Origin of the sequence: Thalassospira lucentensis (genome assembly GCF_001613805.1) — a bacterium.
In the GTDB taxonomy this organism is placed as follows: domain Bacteria; phylum Pseudomonadota; class Alphaproteobacteria; order Rhodospirillales; family Thalassospiraceae; genus Thalassospira; species Thalassospira lucentensis_A.
In genome coordinates, this window is record NZ_LPVY01000011.1 from 63639 (window position 1) to 78093 (window position 14455).

Consider the following 14455-nt stretch of genomic DNA (forward strand, 5'->3'; position numbering starts at 1 on the left):
CACGCAGATATTGATCCATTCGCATCGGGAGGAAACCTATGCACAAATCCGTAAAAACTTCGGGCATTGTTAGTGCCGTTCTTTTTGCCTGCATCGCCATGTTTGACGCACAGACAGCGCAAGCCGAAACCAAAATCGTCATGCTGGGTACGGGTACCCCCGTGCCAGATGCCGACCGCGCAGGTGCCGGGATCGCTGTTGTCTATAATGACGAGGCATATGTCTTCGATATTGGTGGTGGTGTAGTTCAGAATGCCATCGCAGCAGCACAGAAGAAGAATATCTCCGGCCTGTATCCAACCAAGATCGATCATCTGTTTTTAACCCACCTGCACAGCGATCATGTCCTTGATTATCCAGAGCTGATTACGACTTACTGGTGGCGGCGAGACAATCAGATAAAGGTCTTCGGCCCCTTCGGCACCAAAGCCATGAGCGAAGGTGTATATGAAATGCTTGCCGACGATACGCAGACCCGTCTTGGAGGCAACCAGCCGGTTGTCAATCGTGACGCTGCCTATGCCGACGTTACCGAATTTTCGGATGATGGTGTCATTCTCAAAGACGGGGATGTAACGGTCGAGGCCTTCGCCGTCACACATGGCAACTGGGACAATGCCTTTGCCTATCGTGTCACCACGCCCGACCGCATTATCGTCATTTCCGGTGATACGACCTATAATGAAAAGCTGCGCGAAGTTGCACGTGGTGCCGATGTCCTGCTTCACGAGGCCATAAGCCATGAAGGCTGGTCAGGACTTCCCGAGAACTGGCAGGCTTATCACGCTTCGGCACATACTCTTTCAACCGATCTGGCAAAACTTGCTAACGAAACCAGACCGGGTTTGCTGGTGCTTTATCATGTGCTGCACTATGCGGCTCCGATCGAAAGCACGTTGAATGAAATAACCGAACGTTATGATGGCAAGGTCGTTCTGGCCAACGATCTGGATGTATTCTGATCCACACCAAGCAAAAGCCGACGAAGATTCGTCGGCTTTTGCCGCCCCGTCAGAATTGGAAAATCAGAAATCGTATTCCAGTTCGGTATCCCAGTACAAAAAATCCCGCCAACTTTCGTGAAGATAGTTTGGCGGGAAGCGGCGTCCGATGGTCTGGAGTTCGTGCATGCTCGGCTGTTCGGGGGTCCTGCGCAGCCGAAGTCCGGCTTCCCGGATCGATCGACTGCCCTTAAACAGATTACAGTCCGAACAGGCCGTCACAATGTTGGACCAGTTCGTGCGACCGCCCCGCGACCGTGGAATAACGTGATCAAATGTCAGATCACTGGTGGGCAGACGATCCCCGCAATACTGGCAGGAGAACTGATCGCGGAGGAACACGTTGAACCGGGTGAAGGCCGGGCTGCTTTTGAGCGAAACATATTCCTTGAGCGATATTACGCTCGGCAGTTTCATTTTGAAGGACGGGGAATGGACTTCACGGTCATATTCTGAAAGGACATCAACGCGTTCCAGAAACACTGCCTTTAGCGTATCCTGCCAGGACCACAAGGACAGCGGGAAATAGCTTAACGGCCGGAAATCGGCGTTAAGAACAAGTGCCGGACACGCATTGGGCGATAAATGCATACCATCCGCTCCACCGTGTTTACCGAGTCGCACCCACTATTTAGCAGGTTCGCGAATCGCGGGTGATGAACATATCGTGACGTTTCATCAAGCCATGCGACGCGGTCGCGTAAATCACTGATAGAGCAAAGTATAGACCAATTTTCGCAAAGCGCAAATGCCGCTTGAAGCCGAGTCGCAAACATTTGCATAAAACCGGCATGAACAAAGACGACTCGTATCTGCGTCCTGCCGCCCGAACAAACAAAAAGGCCGCACATCGGTGATGCACGACCCTTTTATGGCCCCGGAACAGGGCGATCTGAATTCTTTGAAAAACGAAAGGCCCGCAATCGCGAGCCTTCGTAATTCTTAAAGCAGAAAGCGTGCCTTAGGCAGCTTTTGCTTCAACAGCCTTGGCGACCTGGCGTTTGATTTTCACCAGCTCTGCCGACAGCTTGGAAGCTGCAGTGCCGAGCACATATGCATCCAGACCACCACGTTTTTCAATGGTGCGGATCGCATTGGTGGTCAGACGCAGACGCACCGAACGACCGAGCGCCTCGCTCAGCAGCGAGGTCGGCTGCAGGTTCGGAAGGAAACGACGTTTGGTGCGGTTGTGGGCGTGGCTCACATTCATGCCGACCAAAACGCCTTTGCCGGATACCGGGCAGCGACGTGCCATGACCTGATCTCCTGGTCTATAATTCGCAAAAGGACGCTTGGCCTGACATGCAGGCCCGCGCTTGGAGCCGGGTTATTACCGCCTCTGGCAGATGCCGTCAAGCCTTCATCCACGCTTTTACACGACAAAAACACCTGTTTTGCACATTCCGTTCATATTGCATCGCGCAAGAACGGCTTTTCCCATCTCAACCACACGGAATCAAGCGATTTTCCCCGACATGCCGCCATACCTCCGGTTCGGTTTGGCGCTCCGTATACCTGCGGGATACCCGATTCTGACAGATCGCGACCAAGCACATATAATATCAAGGTGAGGGCTTCCCTCTGTCGCCCTCCGGATGCTTCTCCAACAGGCCAGTCGATTTTTTTCACAAAAAATGCCGGGCCATGTCACTTCTGCAAAATCCGTCTCGTCTTGTTTACGAGCGTCGACGGAATGTCATTCCGATGTCCGAGCGCTCGAGACCAGCTTGAAGGGTTCAGACATGAAGATCGTCATTATCGGTGGTACGGGCCTTATCGGCACCAAAACCGTAGCGCGTCTTGCCGCGCAGGGCCATGACGTGATCGCGGCCTCCCCCAATACAGGTATCAATACAATCACCGGCGACGGGCTTGCGGAGGCACTTGAGGGGGCTGAGGTCGTTATTGATCTTGCCAACTCTCCCTCGTTTGAAGACGCAGCAGTCATGGAATTTTTCCAGACATCTGGGCGGAACCTTTTGACGGCCGCAAAAGCTGCCGGTATCCGCCATCACATCGCCCTTTCGGTTGTCGGTACAGATCAGTTGCAGGGCAGCGGATATTTTCGCGCCAAGAAGGCGCAGGAAGACCTGATCAGGGCATCAGGCATTCCCTTTACCATCGTCCATTCAACACAGTTCTTTGAGTTTGTCAGTGGCATTGCCAATGCCGGCACCATCGGGAACGATGTGCACCTTTCAACAGCCTTTATTCAGCCAATTTCATCGGACGATGTTGCCGATGCAATGGCGGCCTTTGCGCTTGGCAAACCGATGAACGGCATTGCCGAAATCGCCGGACCGGATCGTTTCCGCATGCATGAGCTGGTCGCGAAATATCTGCGTGCCATGCAGGACCCTCGCACCGTCATTGCCGATCCCAAAGCGCCCTATTTCGGTGTTGAACTTTCCGAAAAGGCACTTGTCCCGGATATCGATGCGCGGCTTGGCATGAACCGGTTTGAAGACTGGCTCGGGCATTCAATTGCAGCCCAGTGAATGCCCCATACATCCACAACCTACGACCACCTTTGCTTGTTTCCCCATCCCCGACAGGAGGCAAAAATGATCAGGAAATTTCTCTTCGCGTCCGCCCTGCTTGCGACCATCACTTTTGCACACGCCGCCGCGGCCCATTCGGACGACAAAGACGCCAAAGTCACTGTTGTCTATGAGCACGAACTGCCCAATGTACCGGGCAAAAGTATGAAGGCGGTATTGGTCGAATATGGCCCTGGCGGCTTTTCCTCGGCACATACCCATCCGGAATCGGCATTCATCTACGCAACCATCCTTGAGGGTGCGATCAACAGTCAGGTGAATGATGGCCCGGTCATTACCTATCGCGCCGGTGAGAGCTTCTCCGAATATCCAGGCGACCGCCACGGTGTCAGCGCAAATGCCAGTGACACCGAACCTGCAAAACTGCTTGCCGTGTTTGTTGTCGATACCAACGAGACCGTCCTGACCACCCCGATTGAGAAATAACCCGTCGGCGGGGAACACCGCCGTCGGCACGGATCGCCGCATCAGTTTCCCCCCGACCCGGGTGCGGCGATCCTTATCCGACATGTTGGCTGCACCGAGAACCCGCCAACCGGTCCACCAAGCAAAACAAGGAAAACAAACCATGACACTGCGTGTTGAAAACCATTTCAAACTTGCATCAAAATGCATAAAGCCGATGATGGCATTGGAAGATGCCATTCAGGAAAGCAGCCTTGAGCATCGCCTGCTTGAACTCGTTAAAATCCGTGCGTCTCAGATCAATGGATGTGCATTTTGTCTTCATATGCACACCACCGATGCCCGTGCTGCCGGAGAAAGCGAAATGCGTATCTATATGCTTGATGCATGGCGGGAATCATCGCTTTACAGCGAACGGGAACGGGCTGCACTTGCCTGGACCGAAACCTTGACCCTGATCGCCAACAACGCCACCTCTGACGAGGAATATACCGCCCTTGCCAGCGTATTTACCCCTGAAGAACAGGTTTATCTGACGATGGCTATCGGTGCGATCAATAGCTGGAACCGGTTCCAGATCGGCTTTGCTGCATCTCATCCGGTTAATGCGTCCGATGTACCCGCCTGATGATGCAATTGCGGTGTTCGAAGAACACCGCATTCAACTCAAACGGTTGGCTTACCGAATGCTTGGCTCTCTGGCCGAGGCTGATGACATTGTGCAGGACGCCTGGATTCGTTGGCAACGCACCGATCAAAGTGTTGTCCGGAATCCCGGTGTTTTTCTGAAACGCATCGTCACCCATCTATGCCTTGATGTAATGAAGTCCGCTCGCGCCCAACGTGAAATTTATGTCGGAAACTGGCTTCCCGAACCTTTGGTCGAAGTCGAGGAAGAACCAAAAACCGATGAACTGACCCTTGGGTTAATGCTGGTGCTTGAACGGTTGTCACCGCTAGAGCGCGCGGCATTTCTACTTCATGACGTTTTTTCGGTCTCGCTTAATGATATCGCCGAAACACTGGATCGTGACCCGGCGGCCATCCGGCAACTTGCCGTGCGCGCCCGAAAACATGTCCGGGCAGCCAAACCTCGATATAGCGTCGAACGCGACGAAGGCGAAAAAATCACACTGGCCTTTTTCAAGGCCGCGACCCAAGGCGATATCAGCACATTAAGTACCATGCTGGCCGATAATGTTGTAATGCACGCTGACGGGGGCGGCAAAGTTCACGCGTGGCTTAACCCGATCCGTGGTGCCGACCGGATCATGCGGCTGTTTGCCGGACTGTTCCGCAAACGGTATGGCGAAGCTGAAAAGCTGCTGTCTTTTCTTTGGATCGACGGGTTGCCAGGATTTGCCAGTCTGGAGCGCGGCAACGTCTTGCAAACCACCGCCCTTGAAATTCGGGACGGCAAAATCACTCGCATCTTTATCACCCGCAATCCGGACAAGCTTCAGCATGTGGCCAGATTACTGAATATGTCTGATCAACATGCTCAATGAACAGGTTACGTAGCGATCACTCTGTAATTTGCCCCATGTCGCCGAAGCACAGATTGATCCTTGTCAAAACATCATCGCGCATTCGGTGTTAGCGTGCTGTCATAGTTATTCCGCACACGCTTGGGGAGCATTGCGCAAGATGAAAACCGATTCCAAGGTATCCCTGCCCCTTTTGGGCATTTTACTTGTCGCTGTAATTGGTCTGGTTCTGTATCTGGCCGGGTATGTGCTTGCGCATTTCGGTATTCCTGTCGCATCGATCTGGATTTATGTCGCCCTGGCGCTGGTTCCTGTCTGCTTTCTTGTCCTTCTGGATTTCAGCCGCTAAGCATTTGCACTGCACGCTGAAAACAAAACGGCCAGCCGCATTGCGGACGGGCCGTTTTTGTTTATCCGACGCAGGATTAAACGTTTGATTCCGTTTTCTGCCAATGCGGATCATCACAAGGGCTGCTGGATGGCCGGGCAAAGAAATAGCCCTGATAGGCGTCCACACCCATCGCGGCAAGTTCACTGCGCTGTTGCTCGGTTTCAATACCTTCGGCAATCACATCAAGCCCAAACCGGTGCGCAATCAAAATCGCCCCTTCAATCACCGCACGTGCATTGATATCCATGTTCAGGATGAAAGATTTATCGATTTTTACGGCGTCGACACGGATCTGATGCAACCGTGAAAGGGATGAATAGCCGGTGCCGAAATCATCAATATGGATTTCCACCCCCTGATCATGCAAATCAGACAGGACTTCCGAAATTAGTTGCGTGCGCCGGATATCAAAGATCGATTCCGTTACCTCAATAATCAGACGGTTGGCTGGCAACCCGGTTTCAAGCAGAAGGTTCTCCACCATACGGGCAAAACGCGGAACCACGATCTGACGGACCGAGACGTTAACCGCCACCTTAGGCCCGCCTGCAAAACCGGACCAGTCAAGAATGGTTTTGCAGGCCTCGCGCATAACCCATTCACCGATATCGACAATCAGCGCGGATTCCTCGGCAATCGGGATAAACTCGTCAGGCGGTATACGCCCAAGTTCGCCACTTTCCCACCGTAGCAAAACTTCGTAAGCCTCGATTTCCCCATTTTTTGCACTTACCACTGGCTGATATTCAAGATACAGCTCGTCGCTTGGCATCGCCTGACGCAGGGCCTGATTTATGGCAAGCCGACGTTCCTGTTCGACCAGTAATTTGCTGTCATAACTGTGCACGCTGCCACGTCCTGATCGTTTGACTTCCGCCGCGGCAAGATCGGCCCAGTGGATCATTTCGGCAATTTGCGGGTTTTCCGTCATCCCGAAAGCAACGCCGGTACTAAAACCGACATGCAATGTCTGTCCCGCAATATGGATGGGCCGGTTGACCGCCGCACGAACCTCACCGATGGTCTGATCAACCAGTTGATGCAGGTTTTCGGGCTGGTCGGTCAGGATCATGATGAATTCATCACCACCCCAACGCCCCACCGCATGACGTTCATCAACATATTCCCGCAGGCGGGCCGAAACTTCCTTAAGCACCAGATCGCCGATCGCATGGCTCAACCCGTCATTGATCTGTTTGAAATGGTCAAGATCAATGAACAGAACTGCATAAGCACGATTACCGTGGCTTGCACGAGCTTCTTCAAACCAGGACACAATGCCGTCGCGGTTCAGCAATCCGGTCAAAGTGTCACGGACCAGAAGATTGCGAAGTTCCCGCGTCCGTTTCGCCACGCGGGTTTCCAGTGTCACATTCCAGTCCCGGGTGATGCGGTTCTGTTCGCGCAGATCATCGACCAGACCGTCATTTTCATGTTTAAGCGCAAGCGACCGATAGAGGATCACATGATTGTTGCGATGGGTAACCATCATGACAGTCAGAAATATGAAGCCCAGTCCAGCCAGCACATAGTTCGGTTCGGGCATGACGATCAATACAATGCAGGCTGGCAGCAGCAGCATCACAAGATAAAACCGCCCGACCCGAAAAACAGGGGCCAGAATACCGGTTGCCCCGCCGGCAAGCCCGGCAAGAATGATGAGCATGACAAACCGGCTTTCATTGCTTTGTCCCGGCAGATCAAATATGGCTGCCAACGCCCAAAGCGTTGCCCCAGAACAAACACCCAAGGCATATCGGACAAGCCATTTGTGGAAATCCGTATCATCAAACGCCGAAACCAGTCGCCGTTCAGCATGATAACGATACCCGCCAAACAACCGGATCGCGGTCGTTATAATGATAACGGCAACCCATATGCTCATGCCAAATGACAGTTCGCCCTGAAACCACAGGGTCCCTGCAAGGCCGCTTCCGGCCGCCAGATTGACAAGAACGTTCGCCCAGTTGTTACGATAGGCAAGGTCAAGAAGGTCCCCACGAACCTTCTTTTGCAGCGCCGGCCCTGCTTCGTTCCCGTGTCCGGGTTCCAAAAGCAGCCGCTTCAAGGTTTTGGCCATCCTGGCCGTTAACTGCCCCATCCGGTATTTCCGTTACAGCCGTTTACACGCTCAACCATCGGATGCGCAACATTAGCTGTTTGGATAGTAAGCAGTCGCCCTGCATAATTCCAGATAGAAAGTATGGTTTTTTCGGAGCAAGGCCCCTTGTAATGCCCGAAACCGGCCAAGACATGATGTCCCGACCGGTTTTCTCAACTGTCGTCAGAAAATCTCGAGAACCTGACCGGTTTGAAGACCTTCGACCGACTTTGCATAACCAAGGGCTGCACGTGCTGCCGGAACGGGATCATGCCCGCGGAAATACGGCGCATATCCTTCCATTGCCTCAAGGATCACACCGGGGCTGACTGCATTGATTCGCAGGCCCGGCTTCATTTCAATCGCTGCGGCACGCACGAATGACTCGATTGCGCCATTCACCATCGAGGCCGAGCTGCCATAACGGATCGGGTCTTTGGACAGGATACCGGTAGTCAGCGTGAATGATGCGCTATCCGCCACATGGTCACGCCCGACCAGCACCAGATTGACCTGCCCCATCAACTTGTCATTGATACCGATGCGGTATTTGTCATCGTCCATTTCGGAAAAGTCACCGAAATGAACCTTACCCGTCGCTGAAATAACCGCGTCGACCTTGCCTACCTTGGCAAACATTGCCCTGATTGATGCAATATCGGTCAGGTCAACATTGACATCCCCGCTTGAACGGGACGCACGAACGATTTCGTGACGTTGGGATAATTCGGCATCAATTCCACGTCCGATAATTCCCGATGCGCCCACCAACAGAACTTTCATTTAATCCTCCATCTTCGGAATATGTCGTAATGGAGAGATCGTCCCATAGGACAATGGTGATGTTAATCTGGTGATTTTCAAACATTTTGTTTAATATTTTAAACAATGAAAGATTATCTTAGCGAAATGCGCAGCTTTGCGGCCGTGATAGAAAATGGTGGCTTCACGCAGGCCGCCAAGGTGCTTGGTGTGTCCAAGGGCCTGATCAGCCAGCATGTCAAAAGACTGGAATCAGAACTGGGTGCGCAATTGCTGTTCCGGTCCACCCGCAAGGTCGAACCGACCGAGATCGGTACGACCTTTCTGGAGTATTGCCAAAACATCACCCAAAGTGCCACCGCCGCATTCGAGGCCGTCGAAGCCCTTCGTGGCGAGCCGGTGGGAACCGTACGCATCACGGTTCCTGTTTCCTTTGGGGAAATGTTTCTTGATGACATCATCGTCGCGTTTCAAAGAACCCATCCGCGTATCCAGATCGAGATGGAGCTGGAAAACACATTTCGCGATCTGCAATCGGCCCATATCGATATCGCGATCCGTGCGGGACTGACGAACGATCCGGAACAGGTTGCCATTCCGCTGGGACAACTTTCCGAACTGGTATGCGCAAGCCCGGTCTATTGGGCAAAGCACCCAAAACCTGAAACACCCGCCGATCTGGCAAACCACAATTGCCTGCTGAACTTTCAGTATTACAAGGATGGCAACTGGGTTTTCTTTTCCGATGACGGCGCACAATCCGTCCCGGCAATCGGTAATTTGCGTCTGAACCATTATCCGCTGCTGCGCAATGCCGCAATCCGCGGACTGGGTGTTGCCCGACTACCGCGTTATGTTGCCCTTCCGGCAATCTCCGAAAGATTGCTTGAAACGGCACTTGATGGCTATTCATCACCCTTGCGGCCGATCTATCTGGTCTATCCGTATCAGGCGAACCTGCCGGTCAAGAACCGGCTGATGATCGATTTTATCCGCAACTGGTTTATTGAACGGCCGGACCTTCTGGAAACCAGAACCGGATCGCTCAGACAAAGCCGGTCATCGTAATGACCTCGTCCGCGGTCATGCCTTCGTCGCGCATGGATCGAAGCGTTTTGGATTTGTCGCGTTTGGCAAAACGTTTGCCATTCGGCCCGATCAGCAAGCCGTGATGGTGATATTCAGGAACGTCGTACCCCAGTAATTCCTGCAGCAACCGATGCAGGTGGCTTGCGAAAAACAGATCTTCGCCACGGGTGACAAGGTTGATGCCCTGCAAATGATCATCATGAGTCACCGACAGATGATAGCTGGTCGGTGTATCCTTGCGGGCAAGCACAACATCGCCAAATATTTCCGGCGTTGCCTCCTGCTTGCCGGCCTTGCGATCATACCATGACAATGGGCCACCAACCTGCCTGAGGGCCCGCCCCATATCCAGACGCAGGGCATAGCTCTCACCGGCGGCAATGCGGTCCGTACGTTCGGACACGCTGCAATCGCGACAGGTTCCCGGATAATGCGCCCCATCCGGGCCGTGAGGAGCATTTCCAATCCGCGCAATTTCGGCCTGGATGTCTTTTCGCGTGCAAAAACAGGGATAAAGCAGACCGGCATCGGTCAAACGATGAAGCACCTGCTGATAATCGCTGAAATGTTGCGACTGGATGCGAACAGGTTCTTCCCATTGAAGCCCCAGCCAGCCGAGATCTTCGTAGATCGCATCGATATATCCCGGACGACAGCGGGTCTGATCGATGTCCTCAATCCGCAAAAGGAAACGGCCATCCGGCCCGGCCTGTTTTGTGGAAAACAGGGCCGAAGCCGCATGGCCAAGATGCAGAAAGCCGGTCGGACTGGGGGCAAATCGGGTAATGGCTGTCATGACGGCCCTATCCCCTTTACCTACCAGCGGTCACGATCACCGGTCGCCTTGTCCTTTGCGTTATCCGCAGGCACATGACGCATCGGGCGTTTGGGTTGGCGCGCGCCCTGTTCATCGAACAGATCGGACAATTCGCGCAACATGGTACCGCCCAATTCTTCCGGATCATTGATCGTCACGGCACGCTGGTAATAGCGTGTGACGTCATGCCCAATGCCGATTGCAAGCAATTCAACCGGCGAACGGGTCTGAATCCAGTCGATCACCTCGCGCAGGTGGCGTTCCAGATAGTTTCCGGAATTTACCGACAGGGTCGAATCATCGACCGGTGCCCCATCGGAAATCACCATCAATATCCGGCGTTGTTCCGAACGGCCCAGAAGTCGTTCATGCGCCCAGAGCAGCGCTTCGCCGTCGATATTTTCCTTAAGCAGTCCTTCGCGCAACATCAGGCCAAGATTCTTGCGTGCACGCCGCCAAGGTGTATCGGCGGCCTTGTAGATGATATGACGCAGATCGTTTAAACGACCGGGTTTCGGCGGCTTGCCATTTTCAACCCATCTTTCACGCGATTGCCCGCCTTTCCACTGCCGGGTGGTAAAACCAAGAATTTCGACCTTCACCCCGCAACGTTCAAGGGTACGCGCCAGAATATCGGCCGAAAGGGCGGCAATCGTAATCGGTCGGCCCCGCATGGAACCGGAATTATCGATCAGCAGCGTCACGACCGTATCGCGGAAATCCGTATCCTGTTCCTGCTTGAAAGACAGCGAGGTTGACGGCGTTGCAACAATGCGGGCGAGCTTTGCTGCGTCAAGAATGCCTTCTTCAAGATCGAAATCCCAACCGCGGTTCTGCTGCGCCATCAGGCGGCGTTGCAAGCGGTTGGCAAGACGCGAAACAACGTTCTGCAAATTCGCCAGCTGTTTGTCGAGCATCGCGCGCAGACGCGACAGTTCCAGACCTTCGCAAAGCTCGTCGGCGGTGACGATTTCATCGAATTCACGGGTAAATGGCTCATAGCCGCGTTCAATCGGTTCGTTCCGGCCATCAAATTCTGGCTGTTCGCCCGGTCCGGCAGGCTGTTCTTCCTGCGACATGGCTTCAAGCTGCTGGTCATCGATATCGCCTTCGCCTGCTTCGGCTTCTTCGGTACCGGCATCCTGTTGCTGGTCGTCGCCATCCGGTTCAGACTCGTCGGCCTGCCCCTGCTGACCGCCCTGACCGTCGAGTTCTTCGTCCGGGTCGGTCTCGCCGTCTTTTTCGTCTTCGTCCTCGCCTTCGTTTTCAGGCGGAGCATCGTCGATATCATCTTCCAGCGAAAGATGATCAAGAAGACGACGCAACCCACGGGCAAATGCGTCCTGATCGTCAAGCACGTCACGCAGGTAGGTCAGATCCGCACCGGCATTTTTTTCGATATGGGCACGCCACAAATCGATCAGCGGGCGGGCTGACTGCGGGGCCGGTTCACCGGTAAAAATCTCGCGCGCGAGCATGCCGATAGCATCGGCAAAAGGCGCATCTTCGCGCGCGGTCAGTCGATGGAAGTTCTTTGCTCGGCAATCCTGTTCGGCATGTTCCCGAAGGTTCTTGCGCACACCGGGGAAATAACGCGAACCGACCGCCTCGCAACGCGCCGTTTCCAGCGCATCGTAGACGGCCTGTGCCTCGGCCGTTTCGGGCATGCGCCGGGCATGAAGGGCCACGTCATGGTGACGCAGTTTCAGGGCCCAGCCATCGGCAACACCACGCAGATCAGCAACCTCGTCCTTCGGCAGCGCCTGTTTGGGCATCGGCAGGCGCACATGTTCGCCATAGCCACCTGCCCGGCCGCCTTTGACAAAGCCGACTTCAAGATCATTGCGTCCGGCAAGCGCGCGAAACGTCGCCGCTGTGCCGCGCAAAAATCCGGAAAGCGCTTCATCATTCTTCATCGCACTACTCGCTTCTGGGATCAGGTCGCCGATTTGCTTTAACAACGGATGGTTCTTAACGGACCATCACATTAATGGCTTCTTCGGGCAGTTCCTCGCCAAAGCAACGCTGATAATATTCAGCCAGGATCGGGCGTTCCACCTCGTCGCAGCGGTTAAGGAACGTCACGCGGAAGGCATAAGATATATCCCCGAAAATCTCGACATTTTCGGCCAGCGTAATAACGGTACGCGGGCTCATGACGGTCGAAATGTCGCCTGCGACGAACCCCTGACGGGTCAGGTTGGCAAGGGCCACCATGGCTTCGATCTTCTTACGGCCTTCGGCAGTATCGAACGACGGCACCTTGGCCGTGACGATGTTGGTTTCATCCGCGACCGAAAGATAGTTAAGCGTTGCCACAATCGACCAACGGTCCATCTGGGCCTGGTTGATCTGCTGGGTCCCGTGATAAAGACCGGTGGTGTCGCCAAGACCGACCGTGTTCGACGTCGCAAACAGGCGGAAATTCGGATGCGGGTGAATGACCTTGTTCTGGTCAAGCAGGGTCAGCTTGCCATCGACTTCCAGGACACGCTGGATCACGAACATCACGTCCGGACGACCGGCATCATATTCATCAAACACCATCGCGACCGGGCGTTTAAGCGCCCAGGGCAGAATGCCTTCGCGGAATTCGGTAATCTGTTTGCCATCGCGCAACACAATGGCGTCCTTGCCGATCAGGTCGATACGCGAGATGTGGCTATCAAGGTTCACACGGACACATGGCCAATTCAGGCGTGCAGCGACCTGTTCGATATGGGTCGATTTACCCGTCCCATGATACCCCTGGATCATCACACGGCGGTTATGGGCGAAGCCCGCCAGAATGGCCAATGTGGTATCGCGATCAAACCGGTAGGTTGGATCGATCATGGGGACATGTTCGCTGCCCTGGCTGAATGCCGGGACTTTCATGTCGCTATCAATTCCGAACGCTTCGCGGACGGATATTTTGATGTCGGGTGCATCCAGCGGATGTTCGGCGGCTGCACCTGTCGCTTCGTAACCTTGGCTCATAAGTACTCGCGCATTTTATCGGACCGGTGACGCGGTCTCGTTTGAAACTAGCTCATTAATAGCGGCTAAGATGCGCGTGACAAAGGGAAGATGCGCAAAAAACGTCTATCGCCGCAAATGGATCGAACAATGAAAAGGTCCAGGGCGTGAATTGCAAGACAGATTTTATCAAAATCTGTTCCGGCATCGTATTCAGATCAAAGGGGAACCCGTGCTTCCAGATCGCGGATATAGCTCATCAATGATGAATAGGCGGCACTGATTTTCTTGAACCGTTCCTCGGCTCCCTTGTCCCCGCCATTAGCATCAGGGTGGTATTTCTTCGACAACGTTTTGTATTTGGACTTCAACTCATCCTTTGAAAACGGCCAGCCAAGATCGAGTGTCGCCATCGCCTGCTGCTGTTCGGATGGCATGCCCATTGCGCCTGCCCGGCGCTGGGCGTCTTCACTTCTGCGTTTCCGGTCACCGGCCGGATCGCCGCCCGGGCCATGGTGTGTCGGGTCCCCATCTTCGTTAAAGAAACCGAAACCGTCGCTGAATTTGAAGTTGAACGGCTTTTTGGCACCGCGAATATGACCAAACCGCCAGGTCGGACGCTGCCAATGGGTATCGCGCCGGACATCATTTTCAATGTCTTCGGCCTTCATGCCCTCGTAGTAGTTCCAGGACTTGTTGTATTCCCGGACATGGTCGAGGCAGAATTTGTAATAGTCGCGCAGCTTGCGATCTTTGGGTGCGCGAAATTCGCCATGACCTTCGCATCCCGGCCACTCGCATTCGGGCAGGTCTGGTTCTTCGTGGTAAAGGGTTTTGCGCTTGTTGCGTTGGCCTCGGTTCATCTGCGTCTATATGTTCTGAT

The 14455-nt window shown here is 54.0% G+C and carries 15 protein-coding genes; 7 read left to right on the forward strand and 8 right to left on the reverse strand.

The window, feature by feature from the left end; translation table 11 throughout:
- The first annotated feature begins 38 nt into the window (after window positions 1-38).
- Window positions 39-962 (forward strand): MBL fold metallo-hydrolase, encoded by a 924-nt coding sequence (locus AUP42_RS10320; protein WP_197468266.1) that lies wholly within the window; start codon window positions 39-41, stop codon window positions 960-962.
- Window positions 963-1025: 63 nt separating this feature from the next.
- Here the strand turns inward: AUP42_RS10320 and AUP42_RS10325 are convergent, their stop codons facing one another.
- Both AUP42_RS10325 and rpmB read right to left on the reverse strand, forming a co-directional pair.
- Window positions 1026-1592 carry an HNH endonuclease gene (locus tag AUP42_RS10325; RefSeq protein WP_007089028.1) on the reverse strand — a complete coding sequence of 189 codons (567 nt, stop codon included), beginning with the start codon at window positions 1590-1592 and terminating at the stop codon, window positions 1026-1028.
- 370 nt (window positions 1593-1962) lie between these two features.
- Complete coding sequence (gene rpmB / locus AUP42_RS10330; protein ID WP_062951537.1) at window positions 1963-2256, reverse strand: 50S ribosomal protein L28; 294 nt, start codon at window positions 2254-2256, stop codon at window positions 1963-1965.
- A gap of 487 nt (window positions 2257-2743) precedes the next feature.
- Here rpmB and AUP42_RS10335 point away from each other — a divergent pair, with 487 nt between their 5' ends.
- From AUP42_RS10335 to AUP42_RS10355, 5 genes are all read left to right on the forward strand, one after another.
- Window positions 2744-3499: an SDR family oxidoreductase gene (locus AUP42_RS10335; protein ID WP_062951538.1), complete on the forward strand. Its 756-nt coding sequence runs from the start codon at window positions 2744-2746 to the stop codon at window positions 3497-3499.
- Between the two features lie 66 nt (window positions 3500-3565).
- Window positions 3566-3988 (forward strand): cupin domain-containing protein, encoded by a 423-nt coding sequence (locus AUP42_RS10340; protein WP_062951539.1) that lies wholly within the window; start codon window positions 3566-3568, stop codon window positions 3986-3988.
- A 142-nt stretch (window positions 3989-4130) separates the two neighbouring features.
- Window positions 4131-4595 carry a carboxymuconolactone decarboxylase family protein gene (locus tag AUP42_RS10345; protein WP_062951540.1) on the forward strand — a complete coding sequence of 155 codons (465 nt, stop codon included), beginning with the start codon at window positions 4131-4133 and terminating at the stop codon, window positions 4593-4595.
- Entirely contained in the window at window positions 4582-5475 is an 894-nt protein-coding gene (locus AUP42_RS10350) for a sigma-70 family RNA polymerase sigma factor (protein ID WP_197468267.1), read from the forward strand. Before AUP42_RS10345 ends, AUP42_RS10350 begins: the two co-directional genes overlap by 14 nt.
- Window positions 5476-5614: 139 nt before the next feature.
- A complete protein-coding gene (locus AUP42_RS10355) occupies window positions 5615-5803 on the forward strand; it encodes a hypothetical protein (protein ID WP_062951542.1) in 189 nt (62 codons plus the stop codon).
- A gap of 76 nt (window positions 5804-5879) precedes the next feature.
- Here the strand turns inward: AUP42_RS10355 and AUP42_RS10360 are convergent, their stop codons facing one another.
- Window positions 5880-7913 (reverse strand): putative bifunctional diguanylate cyclase/phosphodiesterase, encoded by a 2034-nt coding sequence (locus AUP42_RS10360; protein ID WP_231858237.1) that lies wholly within the window; start codon window positions 7911-7913, stop codon window positions 5880-5882.
- A 216-nt stretch (window positions 7914-8129) separates the two neighbouring features.
- On the reverse strand, window positions 8130-8729 hold the full coding sequence (locus tag AUP42_RS10365; protein ID WP_062951544.1) for a short chain dehydrogenase: 600 nt from the start codon (window positions 8727-8729) through the stop codon (window positions 8130-8132).
- Between the two features lie 105 nt (window positions 8730-8834).
- Here AUP42_RS10365 and AUP42_RS10370 point away from each other — a divergent pair, with 105 nt between their 5' ends.
- Window positions 8835-9776 (forward strand): LysR family transcriptional regulator, encoded by a 942-nt coding sequence (locus tag AUP42_RS10370; protein WP_062951545.1) that lies wholly within the window; start codon window positions 8835-8837, stop codon window positions 9774-9776.
- On the opposite strand, the gene gluQRS is transcribed toward AUP42_RS10370, so the two are convergent.
- The 4 genes from gluQRS to AUP42_RS10390 all read right to left on the reverse strand — a co-directional run bounded on the left by gluQRS (window position 9754) and on the right by AUP42_RS10390 (window position 14435).
- Window positions 9754-10593 carry a tRNA glutamyl-Q(34) synthetase GluQRS gene (gene gluQRS / locus AUP42_RS10375; RefSeq protein ID WP_062951546.1) on the reverse strand — a complete coding sequence of 280 codons (840 nt, stop codon included), beginning with the start codon at window positions 10591-10593 and terminating at the stop codon, window positions 9754-9756. The genes AUP42_RS10370 and gluQRS overlap by 23 nt on opposite strands.
- Window positions 10594-10613: 20 nt before the next feature.
- Entirely contained in the window at window positions 10614-12530 is a 1917-nt protein-coding gene (gene cobT / locus AUP42_RS10380) for a cobaltochelatase subunit CobT (protein ID WP_062951547.1), read from the reverse strand.
- A 55-nt stretch (window positions 12531-12585) separates the two neighbouring features.
- Window positions 12586-13593 (reverse strand): cobaltochelatase subunit CobS, encoded by a 1008-nt coding sequence (cobS, locus tag AUP42_RS10385; RefSeq protein WP_062951548.1) that lies wholly within the window; start codon window positions 13591-13593, stop codon window positions 12586-12588.
- A gap of 197 nt (window positions 13594-13790) precedes the next feature.
- Window positions 13791-14435, reverse strand: coding sequence for a J domain-containing protein (locus tag AUP42_RS10390; RefSeq protein WP_062951549.1), 645 nt, complete (start codon window positions 14433-14435; stop codon window positions 13791-13793).
- Window positions 14436-14455 lie beyond the last annotated feature (20 nt).

What these genes read in the sequence shown, in the direction of transcription:
- AUP42_RS10320 (WP_197468266.1), top strand. Translation starts at nt 39, where the DNA reads ATGCACAAATCCGTAAAAACTTCGGGCATTGTTAGTGCCGTTCTTTTT.
- AUP42_RS10325 (WP_007089028.1), bottom strand. Translation starts at nt 1,592, where the DNA reads ATGCATTTATCGCCCAATGCGTGTCCGGCACTTGTTCTTAACGCCGAT.
- rpmB (WP_062951537.1), bottom strand. Translation starts at nt 2,256, where the DNA reads ATGGCACGTCGCTGCCCGGTATCCGGCAAAGGCGTTTTGGTCGGCATG.
- AUP42_RS10335 (WP_062951538.1), top strand. Translation starts at nt 2,744, where the DNA reads ATGAAGATCGTCATTATCGGTGGTACGGGCCTTATCGGCACCAAAACC.
- AUP42_RS10340 (WP_062951539.1), top strand. Translation starts at nt 3,566, where the DNA reads ATGATCAGGAAATTTCTCTTCGCGTCCGCCCTGCTTGCGACCATCACT.
- AUP42_RS10345 (WP_062951540.1), top strand. Translation starts at nt 4,131, where the DNA reads ATGACACTGCGTGTTGAAAACCATTTCAAACTTGCATCAAAATGCATA.
- AUP42_RS10350 (WP_197468267.1), top strand. Translation starts at nt 4,582, where the DNA reads ATGTACCCGCCTGATGATGCAATTGCGGTGTTCGAAGAACACCGCATT.
- AUP42_RS10355 (WP_062951542.1), top strand. Translation starts at nt 5,615, where the DNA reads ATGAAAACCGATTCCAAGGTATCCCTGCCCCTTTTGGGCATTTTACTT.
- AUP42_RS10365 (WP_062951544.1), bottom strand. Translation starts at nt 8,729, where the DNA reads ATGAAAGTTCTGTTGGTGGGCGCATCGGGAATTATCGGACGTGGAATT.
- AUP42_RS10370 (WP_062951545.1), top strand. Translation starts at nt 8,835, where the DNA reads ATGAAAGATTATCTTAGCGAAATGCGCAGCTTTGCGGCCGTGATAGAA.
- gluQRS (WP_062951546.1), bottom strand. Translation starts at nt 10,593, where the DNA reads ATGACAGCCATTACCCGATTTGCCCCCAGTCCGACCGGCTTTCTGCAT.
- cobT (WP_062951547.1), bottom strand. Translation starts at nt 12,530, where the DNA reads ATGAAGAATGATGAAGCGCTTTCCGGATTTTTGCGCGGCACAGCGGCG.
- cobS (WP_062951548.1), bottom strand. Translation starts at nt 13,593, where the DNA reads ATGAGCCAAGGTTACGAAGCGACAGGTGCAGCCGCCGAACATCCGCTG.
- AUP42_RS10390 (WP_062951549.1), bottom strand. Translation starts at nt 14,435, where the DNA reads ATGAACCGAGGCCAACGCAACAAGCGCAAAACCCTTTACCACGAAGAA.